This window comes from Cellulomonas fengjieae, from assembly GCF_018388465.1.
GTDB lineage: Bacteria > Actinomycetota > Actinomycetes > Actinomycetales > Cellulomonadaceae > Cellulomonas > Cellulomonas fengjieae.
Genome location: NZ_CP074404.1, coordinates 734,309 through 747,432, shown reverse-complemented (window position 1 = coordinate 747,432; position 13,124 = coordinate 734,309). Strand labels below are relative to the sequence as shown.

Below are 13,124 nucleotides of genomic sequence, written 5' to 3'. Positions count from 1 at the left end.
GGTTGGCCGCACTTATGAGCCACGGGTGTGCATGGCGCCGGATCGTTACCCGATTGATACTGGGCAGTACAGTCCAGCATACGAGATAGAAACCTGCGGAAACATCACCGTAACGTGTCCGATCCTGCGGCCGGAAGCGTTGTAGACCACGAATCTGACGGTTGTCCAGGTCAGGGTCTGGTATGTGGGCCCCCGCGGCGTGCGACGGCGCCGCGTCGGCCGGCTCTCGGGCACACTCGCCGGATGGATCTCACGCCCACCGTGCGGCGGCTCGGCCGGACCCGCTGGTTCGCTCGGCTGGGCCGCGCGTGCGCCGGGGTCGACCGGCGGCTGCACAAGGCCACCCGGGGACGGTGGAGCGTGCTCGGCCCGGTCACCCTGCCGCAGCTGGTCCTCACGACGACGGGCCGCCGTTCCGGGGAGCCGCGCGAGGCCGTCCTGCTGTACGCGGCCGACGGTGACGGCTGGGTGCTCATCGGCTCGAACTGGGGCCAGGAGCACCACCCCGCGTGGTCCGGCAACCTGCTGGCCGACCCGCGTGCCACGGTGACGATCGGTGACCTGACCCGACCCGTCGTCGCCAGCCTCGCCGACGCCGACGAGTGCCAGCGGTTGCTGCCGGCCCTGCTGGCCGTCTGGCCGGGCTATGCCGACTACGCCGCGCGCGCGGGCCGCGAGCTGCGGGTCTTCCGGCTGGCCCCGGCGTGAGCGCGCCGCTGGTCCTGCCCACGCTGCTCGGCGCGCAGGTCCGGCTGCGCGGGTTCACGGCCGCGGACCTGCCCGCGGTCCGGGAGGCGAGCACCGACCCCCTGATCCCGCTGATCGGCTCGGTGCCCGCGCACGGCGACGACGACGCCTGCCTCGCCTTCGTCGCCCGCCAGCGCGAGCGTCTGACCACCGGGGCGGGGTACGCGTTCGCCGTCGCGGACCTCGAGACGGACGTCGCGGTCGGCCACGCGTACCTGGGCCTGCGGGACCTCGACCACGGACGGGTCTCGCTCGGGTACTGGGTCGTCGCTTCGCGGCGCGGCCGCGGGCTGGCACGCGACGCCCTGCGCACGCTGGCGGGCTGGGCGCTCACGCTGCCGGGCGTGGCGAGGCTCGAGCTCTACGTCGAGCCCTGGAACGTGGCGTCCGCCCGCACCGCCCTGGGCGCCGGGTTCGAGCGCGAAGGGCTGCTGCGCTCGTGGCAGGCGGTCGGGGGCGAGCGCCGGGACATGGAGATGTACTCGCGGCTGCGGGACAGCACGCCGCCCGAGCGCCGCGGCTGACGGACGGCGCGCGTGGCATCCGTCACGCGCTATTGCGCTTGCGGCCCGCAATCATGCGGCGAATGCTCGGACGAGTGCCCCTTGCGCAGTCCAGGACGCGGACAGCGGCGGGGCGCCTAGTTACTCGCTGGTAACTCAGGGGTGGGCCGCACACGGCCCGGTCGTCGAACCATTGCTAGGAGAACCACCGTGAAGCGCGCTGCCGTCCTGTTCGCCGCTGCCGTCCTGACCGTCACCACCCTCACCGCCTGCGACGGCGGCTCCGACGCCGCGGACGCGACGGCGACCTCGTCCGCGTCGTCGGCGCCCGCCGAGAAGGACGCGAGCCCCGCCGCGCCCGTCGAGCCCAACGCGGCCCTGGCCTGCGGCCGCTACTTCAACGGCGGGGAGAGCTCGCTCAACGCGCGCATCGCCGCGGCCGTCCCCGTGCTCGAGGCGCAGGACGCCGGCACGGCGCTCGACGAGGACCAGACCGAGGAGCTCGGTGCCATCTCTTCCGCCCTCGCGGACGCCGTCAAGGTGGCGCCGGAGGACCTCGCCGGCGCCTACACCTCGATCCAGGAGCGCGTCGACGGCGCGCTGGAGGCCGCCGAGACCGGCGGCGCCAACGCCGCGACGCTCGACTACCCGAGCGTGTCCGCGACGATCGTGACGGCGTGCACCGAGGCGGGCTTCCCCGTCAGCTGATCGGCAGCGGGTCGCGGCTCCGGCCGCGACCCGCTCCCCGGCTGGCGACGAACACCATCTCCATCCCGGGCCGATCCGGCGCCTCGCGCACGTCGACGACCTCGAACCCGGCCTCCGTGAGGGATCCCTCGACGGCCGCCCGGTCCCGGAACCGCAGCGTGGAGTCGGAGGTCAGGACGGCCCCGTCGGACTCGAAGACCCACGTCCAGCGGAACGTCACGAGCTCGCCGACCACGTCGGTGACCTCGCCCCACGCCTCGACCCGGCCCACGCCCGCGACGTCGGCCACCCGATGGGTCGCCTCCCGCGTCCACCCCCGCCACGCCTCGCGCTCGGGCACCCGCGTCTCGAGCACCAGGTGGCCGCCCGGTCGCAACGCCTCCCGGACCGCCGTCACCGTCCGTGCCCAGTCCTCGTCGGTGACGAACACCTGGGCCACGTTGCCCGTCATGGTCGCCAGGTCCACCTGCAACGGCGGGAGCGCCGTCGCGTCACCCTCGAGCCACCGGACCGCGTCGGCTCCCGGCTTGGCCCGAGCCACGTCCAGCGACGCCCTGGCCGGGTCGAGCCCCACGACGTCGAGCCCGCGCTGCGCGAGCATCAGCGCGAACGTGCCCGTCCCACAGCCGACGTCCAGCACGCTGCGGGCACCGAGCTCGTCGACGAGCGCGACGTACACGTCGAGGTCGCCGCGGTCCGGGTCGAGCGGGTCGTAGAGCTGGGCGAGGCGGGGGACCTCGAAGATGTCGTCGGCCATGGGCTGACGCTAGGCGGGCCGGCGCGCACGGGCCGCCCGGTCTCACGGGCGGTGGGTCAGGCCTCCGGGGTCTGCTGGTGGACCAGCAGCCGCCAGCGACCATCCGGACCGCGGGTGTAGGTCGACGACAGCACCGCCCGGTACGTGCGGCTCCCCCGCGTGCCGACGAACGGATACACGACGGTCGCGGTCGCCCGCGACTCCACCAGCCGCGGCTCGCCCAGGTCGACCTCGTCCCAGCCGGGCGAGGCGTCCATGGCCCGCACGCACTCGTCCTTGGTGAGCACGGCGCCGGGCACCACGACCAGCGCATCGTCGTGCAGCACCCGCTCGTACTGCGCCCCGCGGCCCAGTGCGAGGTCGTTCTCGATGGCCATCAGCTCGTCGACGACTGCCATGCCTCCAGGCAACCATCGCGGTCGCGACGCCGCAGCCGGGATCGGCCGCACGACCGACGAGGAACGACCCCGGTGCGACATATGGCGCATGCCGTACCGGGGTCGTGGGCGGCTGCAGGGCGGCGGCTCGCTGATCCCCACCCGGCGGGTCAGGCCGATCGATCCCCGAGGACCTGGACGTCGTTCAGTGGGTTGGTCTCCAGGCGGGCGCGGATGCCGCTGCGCACGAACCCCGCTGCGAGGCTGTCCGGCTTGCGTCTGGCCTGCTCGTCGAAGCACCCGGCGAACACGTCGGTGAGGTCGAGCCGCGGGTACCGGTGGAGGACCTCGACGAGGGTCGAGCGCGGCCACTGCTTCGAGTTGCGGCCGCTGACGTCCAGCCCGGTCGCGATCTCCAGCAGGTGCCCCTCGGGGTCGACCGCGGGGTCGACGTCGTCCTCCATGTGCCGCACGATCACCTCGCCGGCACGTCTGCGCCGGGCTTCCGGCCAGCCCGCACCCCACGTGAACACCTCCGCGAGGTGACCGCCCGAGATCTCGAACGGTTCGGTCGCGGAGTCGAACACGGCCACGAGCCCGATGTCGTGCAGCAGGGCCGCGACGAACAACAGCTCGTCGTCGACGTCGAGCCCGAGGCGACGCCCCGCGTCGGCCGCGAAATGGTACGAGCGAAGGCAGTGGTTGAAGAGTGCCGGCGGGTAGTAGGCGCGCCCGACCTCGACGGCGGCCTGGGCCACCGCGGTGCGGGGGCGGGGGAGCTCGGTCATGGCGGTCGATCCGTTCGTCACCTGCGGCTTCGCCTCGACCGGCGCCGCGAGACGGCCACCGTCTCGCAGGTCGCGCGCGACCGGCGATGCGCCCCCGCGCCAACCTTGCCCGAGTTCCTGCCACCCGTCTCCGCGCGACCGGTCTCTCAGTGCCCGGTCGGGACCTGCTCGGGCCGCGCGCGGAGCGCCGACGGCGGCGGCACGTCCGCCCGCGCCGGGTAGGAGGCCTGCGCGCCACGGCGCTGCACGCTGCGTGCGGCCACGTGGGTGGCCCACCGGACCGCCACCTCGAGCCCTTCGCCCTCCGCGAGCGCGACGGCGACCGCCCCGACGAAGGAGTCGCCCGCGCCGGTCGTGTCGACCGCCGCGACCTGCTGCGCCGGGACGTGCACCACGTCGGGCGAGTCGACGGACGCGAGCAACGCGCCCGAGCCACCCAGGGTGACGACGACCGACCGGGCCCCCAGCGCCAGCAGGTCGCCCACGACGGACGGCCCTGTCGCGAGCGTGACCTCGGCGCCGACCAGCGCGGCGGCCTCGGACTCGTTGACCACGAGCGGGTCGCACACGGCGAGCGTCGCCCCGTCCAGCGCACCGGCGGGCGCGGCGTTCAGGACCACCCGGGTGCCGGCAGCGGCGGCGCTCTGCGCGACCGCGTCCACGGTCTCGATCGGCACCTCGAGCTGCAGGACCAGCACCCTCGCACCCGCCCACCGCGCACGGGACGCCTCGGCGGCCGCCGGTGTCATCCTCCGGTTGGCGCCCGGGGCGACGACGATCGAGTTGTTGCCGTCGGGGGTCACCATGATGATCGCCGTGCCGGTCGGGGCGTCGACGACCTGCAGCATCGACACGTCGGCCCCGGCGGCCGACAGCGACGAGCGCAGGAGCCCGCCCGGACCGTCGTCGCCGACGCAGCCGACGAAGGCCACCGAGCCGCCGAGGAGCGCCGCCGCCACCGCCTGGTTGGCACCCTTCCCGCCCGCCGTCGTGACCAGGTCCGACCCGAGGAGGGTCTCCCCCGCCGCCGGACGGTGGTCCACGTCGACCACGAGGTCGACGTTGGCCGAGCCGAGGACGACGATCCCGTGCGGCGGGGGGCGGTTCATCTGCTGCTCCTGATGCTGGTGCGCACGACCGGACGCGGACGAGGGGTGCGGCGGCGGTGCCGGGTCGGCGCACGGCGGGACGGCGACCTCGCCCCGCACAGCATCGCCTACGCACGCGGGCGTGGCTCGGACATCCATACCCAGGGGGGTATTATTGGAGGCGTCGATTGGAGACACCGATGAGCACCACCCCCACGAGCACGTCCCGCCGGTCCTTCCTCGACCGACACGCGAGCCTCGTCGTGGTCTGCGCGTCCGGCATGCGCTCACGCTCGGGCGCCCAGCAGCTGCGGAGCATGGGGTTCCAGGCCACCAGCCTGTCGGGTGGCATGGCGGCGTGGCAGCGCGCGGGCGGCGAGGTGACGCGATGACCGCCCCGACGAGCGCACCTCGCCGCATCGTCGTCGTGGGCGGCGTTGCCGGCGGCATGTCCGCCGCCGCCCGCGCCCGGCGGCTCGACGAGCAGGCGCGGATCGTGGTGCTCGAGCAGAGCGACTACGTCTCGTTCGCCAGCTGCGGCCTCCCGTACCACCTGTCCGACGAGATCGAGCGGCGCGACGACCTGCTGCTGCACACGCCGGCCACGCTCGGCGCCGCGCTCAACCTGGACGTCCGCACCGGGCACCGCGTGCTCTCCATCGACCGGGACGCCCGCGCGCTGACGGTCGAGACCGCGCAGGGTTCGTACCGCGAGCCGTACGACGCCCTCGTCCTGGCCCCCGGTGCCGTCGGCGTGCGACCTCCGATCGCGGGCCTCGACCACCCGGCCGTGCACACCCTGCGCACGATCCCGGACGTCGACGGGCTGCGGGCGGTCGTCGAGGGCCTCCTGGACCGTCGGGACCCGGCCGACGCACCGCACGCAGTCGTCGTCGGCGCCGGGTTCATCGGCCTCGAGGCCGTCGAGGCCCTGGCCCACCGCGGCCTGCAGGTGCACCTCGTGGAGCTGGCCGACCACGTGCTCCCGCCGCTGGACGCCGAGCTGGCCCCGCTGCTGTCCGACGAGCTCGCGGCGCACGGCGTGGACCTCCACCTGGGCGTGAGCGCGGCGTCGGTCGGCACGGGCGACACCGGGGCCGCCGAGGTGACGCTGTCCGACGGCGTCCGGCTGCCCGCCGACCTGGTGGTCGTCAACGTCGGTGTGCGCCCCGCCTCCCAGCTGGCCGCCGACGCCGGCCTCGACCTGGGCCCCACGGGCGCGATCCGCGTGGACGGCGACCAGCGCACGTCCGATCCGCACGTCTGGGCGGTCGGCGACGCGGTCGAGGTGCACCACGCGGTCACCGGCGCCACGGGTCCGGTTCCCCTGGCCGGACCGGCCAACCGGCAGGGACGACGCGCCGCCGACTCGATCTGCGGGCACCGCACCACCCCACAGGCCCCCGTACTGGGCACCGCCATCGTGCGCGTCTTCGGGCTCACCGCCGCGATCACCGGCGCCAACCAGGCCACCCTGCGCCGCGAGGGCATCCCCCACGAGGTGGTGCACGTCCACACCGCTCACCACGCCGGCTACTTCCCCGGCGCCGAGCAGATGCACCTGGTGGCGACCTTCGCCCCCGACGGCACCCTGCTGGGCGCGCAGGGCGTGGGCCGCGACGGCATCGACAAGCGCATCGACGTCCTCGCGACGTCCATCCGGGCCGGCTTCACCGCCGACGACCTGGCCGAGCTCGAGCTCGCCTACGCGCCGCCGTACGGCTCCGCCAAGGACGCCGTGAACATGCTCGGGTTCGTCGCCCAGAACGCGCTCGACGGCACGATGCCGCAGTGGCAGGCGTGGGACCTCGACGACGCCCTGGCGACCACCCTCGTGCTCGACGTCCGCTCGGAGAAGGAGTTCGCCGGCGGGCACGTGCCCGGGGCGCTCAACATCCCGCACACCGACCTGCGCGGCCGCCTCGACGAGGTCCGCGCCGCAGCGGCGGGGCGACCCGTCAGCGTGCACTGCGCCAGCGGCGTGCGCTCCTACCTGGCCACCCGCATCCTGCGGGGTTCGGGCCTCGACGCCCGTAACCTGTCCGGCGGCTGGCTCACCCTCGTGGCGGCCCAGCCGAGCCTCGGCACGTCCTGACACCCACCACCCCTGGAGGACACCTATGTGCAGCCCCGCTCGTTGCCCCCGCTGCGGCAAGACCACCTGGACCGGCTGCGGCGAGCACGCCGACGCCGTCATGGCCGGCGTCGCGCCTCAGGACCGGTGCACGTGCCCGACCTCATGACCGACGTGGAGCCGGTGCTCGTCACCCCCGACGCGGCCGAGCTGGTCAAGGTCGTGAACCGGCTCAAGCGCGCCCAGGGCCAGCTCGCCGGCGTCATCCGCATGCTCGAGGAGGGTCGCTCCTGCGAGGACGTGGTCACCCAGCTGTCCGCGGTCTCCAAGGCCGTCGACCGCGCCGGCTTCGCCGTCATCGTCTCGGGCATGAAGCAGTGCCTCACCGACCCGGACGCCGCGGGCTCGCTCGACGTCGACAAGCTGCAGAAGCTGTTCCTGTCGCTCGCCTGACCCCCGAGGAAGGGCCTACGTCAGCCGAGCAGCACGACGCGGCGGCGCAGTCGATCCACACGTCGAAGCGGACTCCCCGTCCCGTAACCGCGCCCGCCGGGGCGCCGCTCACACCCAGATACTGTCTCCGCATGGTGGAGATCCACGGCCTCGACGCACTTCTGCAGGCACTGAACTCGGGACAGACGATCCCCGGAGGCTCGCCGCACCACGTGGCCATCCACGCCACGAGCCAGGAGGCGCTACGCATCACCGCCGAGCTCAACGGGCGCTATCACTCCCCCGACGAGGTACGGGCCCTGATGAGCGAGCTGACCGGGCACGAGGTCCCTGAGTCCTTCCACCTCTTCCCACCGTTCAGCGCGGACTTCGGCAAGAACCTCCGCTTCGGTGAGGACGTGTTCGTCAACAGCGGCTGCCGGTTCCAGGACCAAGGTGGGATCGACATCGGCGACGGATCCCTCATCGGCCACAACGCCGTCATCACGACGTTGAACCACGACATGTCGCCGAGCCGACGAGCCGACCTGCACCCCGCTCCCGTCGTCGTCGGTCGAGGTGTGTGGTTCGGGGCAAACGTGACGGTGCTGCCTGGCGTGACCATCGGCGACGGGGCGGTCGTGGGTGCGGGGGCCGTCGTCACCAAGGACGTGCCACCGCGTGCAGTGGTCGTCGGCGTGCCGGCGAAGCAGGTGGGCACGGTGCAGGACGGGTGATCGGGGACTACGCCGCTGCACTCACCGAGTCGATTGCGGCGTCACGCGATCGGGCTACACGTTGAATCTGAACTCCACCACGTCGCCGTCGGCCATGACGTAGTCCTTGCCCTCGATGCGCGCCTTCCCGGCGGCGCGGGCCGCGGCGACGGAGCCGGCGGCCACGAGGTCGTCGAACGAGATGACCTCGGCCTTGATGAAGCCCTTCTGGAAGTCGGTGTGGATGACACCGGCCGCCTGCGGGGCGGTCCAGCCCTGGTGGATGGTCCAGGCGCGCGCTTCCTTCGGGCCGGCGGTGAGGTAGGTCTGCAGGCCGAGGGTGTGGAAGCCGACGCGCGCCAGCTGGTCCAGGCCGGCCTCCTCCTGCCCGCTGTCCGCGAGCATCTCGCGCGCCTCGTCGGGCTCGAGCTCGACCAGCTCCGACTCGAACTTCGCGTCCAGGAAGATCGCGTCGGCGGGAGCGACCAGCGCGCGCAGCGAGTCCTGCATGGCCGTGTCGGCCAGGCCTGCGTCATCGGTGTTGAACACATAGATGAACGGCTTGCTCGTCATGAGCTGCAGCTCGTCGAGGTGCTCGATCTGCTTGCCGCTCTGCGACAGGGTCGTGCCCGTCTCGAGGATCGCCTGCGCCTCCTGCGCGGCGGCGAGCAGGCCGGGCTCGGCCTTCTTGGCCCGCACCTCCTTCTCGAGGCGCGGGATCGCCTTCTCGAGGGTCTGCAGGTCCGCGAGGATCAGCTCGGTGGCGATGATCTCGATGTCGTCCTTGGGGTTCACCTCACCGGAGACGTGCACCACGTCGGGGTCGGCGAACACGCGCGTGACCTGGCAGATGGCGTCGGCCTCGCGGATGTTGGCCAGGAACTTGTTGCCCAGGCCCTCGCCCTCGCTGGCGCCCTTGACGATGCCGGCGATGTCCACGAACGACACGGTCGCCGGCACGATGCGCTCGGAGCCGAACAGCTCCGCGAGCTTGTCCAGGCGAGGGTCGGGCAGCGGCACGACGCCGACGTTGGGCTCGATCGTCGCGAACGGGTAGTTCGCCGCGAGGACCTGCGCGCGGGTCAGGGCGTTGAAGAGGGTGGACTTGCCGACGTTGGGCAGGCCGACGATGCCGATTGTGAGTGCCACGGGGGGAAAGTCTACGGGGGCCCCTCGTCAGGCGAACGCCACGATCCGGCGCAGCAGGTCGGGAGCGGTGCGGTCTAGGGTGCGGCCGCCGAGCCGGACGCCGATCGCCAGGAGCAGCGCGCCGAGCACGAGCCCGACCGCCAGGGCCGCCCAGCCGAGGGCCGCCGAGCCGCTGCGGATGGCCATGAGCGCCAGGAGCCCCTCCGGCAGGCACAGCACCATGATCGCGAGCGAGCCGGCGAGCTGGGAGACCACCGCGGCCGTGGACGCACCCTGCTTCGACTGGAACGGGTTCTCCCCGGGCAGCTGCACCGGGTAGACGACGAGCGCGGACAGCACGCTCGACACACCGAGCGACGTGAGCAGCACCCCCAGCGACACCCCCAGCAGCGCCGGGACGGCGGACGGGTCGCCGGAGAGCACCGCCGCGCCGACGGCCAGCAGCGTGACCGTCGGCAGCGCGATGGCCCCCGCGGCCAGCACGCGGCCCAGGCGGTCCACGTGCCCGCGCAGCGGGGCGGCGACGTGCGTCCAGAACGCCGTGCCGTCGTAGGCCACGTCGGCGGAGATGCCCCACCCCATGAGGTAGCCGGTGATCGGCGCGATGAGCAGGACCAGGGCGCCGCCGGGACTCACGACGTACAGGACGATCGCCAGGACCGGCACGACGGCCACGGCGAGCGCGTAGCGGGGATCGCGCGCCCAGTAGGTGAGGCAGCGCGCGGTCACCGCGCCCAGCGGCGTCGCGGGCAGGCGATCGAACCAGCCGAGCCCGTGGCCCTTGCCGGACGCCTTCTCGTGGGCCGGGTTGACCAGCGCGTGCGCGAGCGCCCGGTCCCAGACGACGGCCACGACGGCCACCGTGGCCAGTGCGATGGCGAAGCGGGCGGCGGCGAGGCCCCACTGGCCCGCAGCGACGTCGCCGGGCACCGCCCAGACGGCACCGAACGGCGTCCACGCGAGCACGTCGGCGAGCTGCTCCACGGTCGCGGCGCTCGGCAGGCCGCCGTCGGTGAGCCGACCCAGCACGGGACCGATCACGATGATCGGCAGCACGGCCACCGCCGCCATCACCTCGCGGAATCGGCGTCCGGCCAGCAGGCCGGACGCGAGCGACGTGGTGGCCCGCGAGCCGAGGACGCACGTGGCCAGCGCGACCACGGCGCACACGATGCCCGCCACGAGGGCAGCGGGTGTCCGCCACCACACGCCCGCCATGGCCAGCACCGACACGAGGGTCACGACGCCGGGGACGCCCACCACCCCCGCGAGCGCCAGGCCGGTGAGCAGGGACCGCCGCGGGATGGCGAACGTGACGAACCGGGCCGGGTCGATCGTGGCGTCGAGACCGAACGCGAGCAGCGGCACCACCCACCAGCCCAGCACCAGCAGGGACCCGAGCAGGACCACGACGAGCCCGCGGATGTCGGGCTCCTGCACGCTGACCACCGCCATCCCGATGACCACACCGGCCAGGGCGCCGAGCCCGTACAGCACGGCGACGGCGAGCCCGACGACCTGCCACGGGCTGCGGCGCAACGAGTTGCGCAGGAGGGTGAGCTTCAGACGGAGGAGGTGCGCAACCACGCCAGTCCTTCCCCGCTCACCCGACCGCCGACCAGGTCCACGAACCGGTCCTCGAGCGTGCTCCCGCCGCGTACCTCGTCGATCGTGCCGGCCGCCAGCACGTGCCCGGCCGCGATCACGGCGACGTGGTCGCACATGCGCTGGACCAGGTCCATGACGTGCGACGACACGATCACCGTGCCACCGGAGCGGACGTAGGAGGCAAGGATGTCGCGGATGTTCGCGGCCGAGACGGGGTCGACGGCCTCGAACGGCTCGTCGAGCACCAGCAGCCGCGGTGCGTGGACCAGCGCGCACGCCAGCGCGACCTTCTTGGTCATGCCCGCGGAGTACTCCACGACGAGCTTGTCGGCGTCCGCGCGCAGGTCCAGCGCGGCGAGCAGGTCCGTCGCGCGGGTGGCGACCGTCTCGCGGTCGAGGCCCTGCAGCAGGCCCGCGTAGGTGATGAGCTGCTGACCGGTGAGCCGGTCGAACAGGCGGACCCCGTCGGGCAGGACGCCGAGCATGCCCTTGACCGCCACAGGGTCGGCCCACAGGTCCTGCCCGTGCACCAGCACGGTGCCGAAGTCGGGCTGCAGGAGGCCCGTGGCCATCGACAGCGTGGTGGTCTTCCCGGCTCCGTTGGGCCCGACGAGCCCGTAGAAGGAGCCGGCCGGGACGACGAGGTCGATGCCGGAGACTGCGATCTTGTCACCGAACTTGCGCCACAGTCCGCGCAGCTCGAGGGCGGGTGCGTTCACCATCGGTACACCGTAGACGGCGAGGCGCGCCCGTGGGTCCTGACCAGGGATGTCGGTGGCGGCTGGCAGCCTGGGGCGCATGGACACAGGACTGCTGCTCGGGCTCGTGATCGGTGCCGCTGTCGGCGCCCTCGGGGGCTGGCTGCTCGCGTCGCGGCGACTGCGCGCGGCGGACCTGGCGGCGGCGCGGGCCCAGGCGCTGCTGGAGGCGGAGCGGCACGGCGCGCAGGCGCGGCTGGCGGACTCCGACCGGCTCGCGGACCAGTTCCGGGCGCTCGCGGCCGACGCGCTGGCCACGAGCACCGACCAGTTCCTCGCCCTCGCGCACCAGCGGTTCGCCGCGGACCACCAGACGCAGGTCGGCGAGCTCGCGCAGCGTGAGCAGGCGGTGCGCGCGATGGTCGAGCCGCTGTCCCGCACCCTCGACCAGGTGCGCGCCGAGCTGTCCACGGCGGAGCAGGCGCGCGCGGCCGGCCATGCGGCCCTGGGTGAGCAGGTGCGCGCCATGCACCAGGCGTCCGAGCACCTGCGTGGTGAGACGGCCCAGCTGGTCACGGCCCTGCGCTCGTCCCAGGTGCGCGGCAAGTGGGGTGAGCTGCAGCTCAAGCGGGTGGTCGAGGCAGCGGGCATGCTCGCCCACGTCGACTTCGTCGAGCAGGACCAGGTGCGCACCGACGACGGGCTCCTGCGCCCCGACATGGTGATCAAGCTGGCCGGCGGCAAGAACGTCGTCGTGGACGCCAAGGTCGCGTTCCTCGGGTTCCTCGACGCGGCGCAGGCCACCGACGAGCGCGTCCGCGCGGACCGGCTGGCGGCGCACGCCCGGCACGTGCGCGCGCACGTCGACGACCTGTCCGCCAAGCGCTACTGGGACCAGTTCGCCCCGGCGCCGGAGTTCGTCGTCATGTTCGTGCCGGCCGAGTCGTTCCTGCACGCGGCCGCCGAGCAGGACCCCGCGCTGATCGAGTACGCGTTCGAGCGCAACGTCGTCATCGCCACGCCCACCACGCTGCTCGCCCTGCTGCGGACCGTCTCGTACGCGTGGCGGCAGGACGCGCTGGCCAGCAACGCGCAGGCGGTCCTGTCGCTCGGCAAGGAGCTGCACGGCCGGCTGGCCACCATGGGCGCGCACCTGGCCAAGCTGGGCCGCGCCATCGACGCGGCGGCCGGTGCGTACAACCAGACCGTGTCGTCGCTCGAGACGCGCGTGCTGGTCAGCGCCCGCCGGTTCGCCGACCTGCACGTCGTGGACGGGGACCTGCCCACACCGGCGCCGGCCAACCCGCAGCTGTCCGCGGTGAGCGCACCGGAGCTCGTGGCCTCGGCGGACGAGCTGATCGTCATGTTCGACGGCGGCGCCGACCGCGACGAACGGGCGCTGCGGGACGAACGGGCGCTGCGGGACGAGCGGGCCCTGCGCGACGGGCTAGCCACCCCGGACGCGTCGAGCGCCTGAGG

General features: G+C 73.5%; 15 protein-coding genes. 8 read left to right on the top strand and 7 right to left on the bottom strand.

What is annotated here, in order from left to right; all coding sequences use genetic code 11:
- The first annotated feature begins 243 nt into the window (after positions 1–243).
- The 3 genes from KG102_RS03465 (at position 244) to KG102_RS03455 (ending at position 1,958) form a co-directional block, all read left to right on the top strand.
- Positions 244–708 (top strand): nitroreductase family deazaflavin-dependent oxidoreductase, encoded by a 465-nt coding sequence (locus KG102_RS03465; RefSeq protein WP_208290469.1) that lies wholly within the window; start codon positions 244–246, stop codon positions 706–708.
- Positions 705–1,271, top strand: a complete 567-nt coding sequence (locus KG102_RS03460; protein ID WP_208290470.1) for a GNAT family N-acetyltransferase — start codon at positions 705–707, stop codon at positions 1,269–1,271. Before KG102_RS03465 ends, KG102_RS03460 begins: the two co-directional genes overlap by 4 nt.
- Before the next feature lie 189 nt (positions 1,272–1,460).
- Positions 1,461–1,958 carry a hypothetical protein gene (locus KG102_RS03455; RefSeq protein WP_208209873.1) on the top strand — a complete coding sequence of 166 codons (498 nt, stop codon included), beginning with the start codon at positions 1,461–1,463 and terminating at the stop codon, positions 1,956–1,958.
- Here KG102_RS03455 and KG102_RS03450 read toward each other — a convergent pair.
- The 4 genes from KG102_RS03450 to KG102_RS03435 form a co-directional block, all read right to left on the bottom strand.
- Positions 1,951–2,715 carry a class I SAM-dependent methyltransferase gene (locus KG102_RS03450; RefSeq protein WP_213363031.1) on the bottom strand — a complete coding sequence of 255 codons (765 nt, stop codon included), beginning with the start codon at positions 2,713–2,715 and terminating at the stop codon, positions 1,951–1,953. The two genes, KG102_RS03455 and KG102_RS03450, sit on opposite strands and share 8 nt — an antisense overlap.
- A gap of 56 nt (positions 2,716–2,771) precedes the next feature.
- Positions 2,772–3,113, bottom strand: a complete 342-nt coding sequence (locus tag KG102_RS03445) for a nuclear transport factor 2 family protein (RefSeq protein ID WP_208290472.1) — start codon at positions 3,111–3,113, stop codon at positions 2,772–2,774.
- A gap of 149 nt (positions 3,114–3,262) precedes the next feature.
- The gene (locus tag KG102_RS03440) at positions 3,263–3,880 is read right to left on the bottom strand and encodes an HD domain-containing protein (RefSeq protein WP_208290473.1); all 618 of its coding nucleotides are present in this window, start codon (positions 3,878–3,880) and stop codon (positions 3,263–3,265) included.
- 146 nt (positions 3,881–4,026) lie between these two features.
- Positions 4,027–4,989 carry a ribokinase gene (locus KG102_RS03435; protein WP_208209877.1) on the bottom strand — a complete coding sequence of 321 codons (963 nt, stop codon included), beginning with the start codon at positions 4,987–4,989 and terminating at the stop codon, positions 4,027–4,029.
- A gap of 179 nt (positions 4,990–5,168) precedes the next feature.
- Here KG102_RS03435 and KG102_RS03430 point away from each other — a divergent pair, with 179 nt between their 5' ends.
- From KG102_RS03430 to KG102_RS03415, 4 genes are all read left to right on the top strand, one after another.
- Positions 5,169–5,360, top strand: a complete 192-nt coding sequence (locus KG102_RS03430) for a rhodanese-like domain-containing protein (RefSeq protein WP_208290474.1) — start codon at positions 5,169–5,171, stop codon at positions 5,358–5,360.
- Positions 5,357–7,063: an FAD-dependent oxidoreductase gene (locus KG102_RS03425; RefSeq protein WP_208290475.1), complete on the top strand. Its 1,707-nt coding sequence runs from the start codon at positions 5,357–5,359 to the stop codon at positions 7,061–7,063. The genes KG102_RS03430 and KG102_RS03425 overlap by 4 nt, the downstream gene beginning before the upstream one ends.
- Positions 7,064–7,207: 144 nt before the next feature.
- Positions 7,208–7,495: a metal-sensitive transcriptional regulator gene (locus tag KG102_RS03420; RefSeq protein WP_208210933.1), complete on the top strand. Its 288-nt coding sequence runs from the start codon at positions 7,208–7,210 to the stop codon at positions 7,493–7,495.
- 131 nt (positions 7,496–7,626) lie between these two features.
- Positions 7,627–8,211: a DapH/DapD/GlmU-related protein gene (locus tag KG102_RS03415; protein ID WP_208290476.1), complete on the top strand. Its 585-nt coding sequence runs from the start codon at positions 7,627–7,629 to the stop codon at positions 8,209–8,211.
- A gap of 54 nt (positions 8,212–8,265) precedes the next feature.
- Here the strand turns inward: KG102_RS03415 and ychF are convergent, their stop codons facing one another.
- Genes ychF through KG102_RS03400 form a run of 3 tightly spaced genes read right to left on the bottom strand, consistent with a single transcriptional unit; the run spans position 8,266 to position 11,669 of the window.
- Positions 8,266–9,339: a redox-regulated ATPase YchF gene (gene ychF, locus KG102_RS03410; RefSeq protein WP_208209880.1), complete on the bottom strand. Its 1,074-nt coding sequence runs from the start codon at positions 9,337–9,339 to the stop codon at positions 8,266–8,268.
- A gap of 27 nt (positions 9,340–9,366) precedes the next feature.
- On the bottom strand, positions 9,367–10,926 hold the full coding sequence (locus KG102_RS03405; RefSeq protein ID WP_208290477.1) for a hypothetical protein: 1,560 nt from the start codon (positions 10,924–10,926) through the stop codon (positions 9,367–9,369).
- Positions 10,902–11,669 carry an ABC transporter ATP-binding protein gene (locus KG102_RS03400; protein WP_243885156.1) on the bottom strand — a complete coding sequence of 256 codons (768 nt, stop codon included), beginning with the start codon at positions 11,667–11,669 and terminating at the stop codon, positions 10,902–10,904. Before KG102_RS03400 ends, KG102_RS03405 begins: the two co-directional genes overlap by 25 nt.
- Positions 11,670–11,745: 76 nt before the next feature.
- On the opposite strand from KG102_RS03400, the gene KG102_RS03395 reads away from it, so the two are divergent.
- Complete coding sequence (locus KG102_RS03395) at positions 11,746–13,122, top strand: DNA recombination protein RmuC (protein ID WP_243885157.1); 1,377 nt, start codon at positions 11,746–11,748, stop codon at positions 13,120–13,122.
- Positions 13,123–13,124: the final 2 nt, after the last annotated feature.

Coding starts and splice junctions, on each gene's coding strand:
- KG102_RS03465 (WP_208290469.1), top strand. CDS start 244: ATGGATCTCACGCCCACCGTGCGGCGGCTCGGCCGGACCCGCTGGTTC.
- KG102_RS03450 (WP_213363031.1), bottom strand. CDS start 2,715: ATGGCCGACGACATCTTCGAGGTCCCCCGCCTCGCCCAGCTCTACGAC.
- KG102_RS03445 (WP_208290472.1), bottom strand. CDS start 3,113: ATGGCAGTCGTCGACGAGCTGATGGCCATCGAGAACGACCTCGCACTG.
- KG102_RS03440 (WP_208290473.1), bottom strand. CDS start 3,880: ATGACCGAGCTCCCCCGCCCCCGCACCGCGGTGGCCCAGGCCGCCGTC.
- KG102_RS03435 (WP_208209877.1), bottom strand. CDS start 4,989: ATGAACCGCCCCCCGCCGCACGGGATCGTCGTCCTCGGCTCGGCCAAC.
- KG102_RS03430 (WP_208290474.1), top strand. CDS start 5,169: ATGAGCACCACCCCCACGAGCACGTCCCGCCGGTCCTTCCTCGACCGA.
- KG102_RS03425 (WP_208290475.1), top strand. CDS start 5,357: ATGACCGCCCCGACGAGCGCACCTCGCCGCATCGTCGTCGTGGGCGGC.
- KG102_RS03420 (WP_208210933.1), top strand. CDS start 7,208: ATGACCGACGTGGAGCCGGTGCTCGTCACCCCCGACGCGGCCGAGCTG.
- KG102_RS03415 (WP_208290476.1), top strand. CDS start 7,627: ATGGTGGAGATCCACGGCCTCGACGCACTTCTGCAGGCACTGAACTCG.
- KG102_RS03400 (WP_243885156.1), bottom strand. CDS start 11,669: ATGGTGAACGCACCCGCCCTCGAGCTGCGCGGACTGTGGCGCAAGTTC.
- KG102_RS03395 (WP_243885157.1), top strand. CDS start 11,746: ATGGACACAGGACTGCTGCTCGGGCTCGTGATCGGTGCCGCTGTCGGC.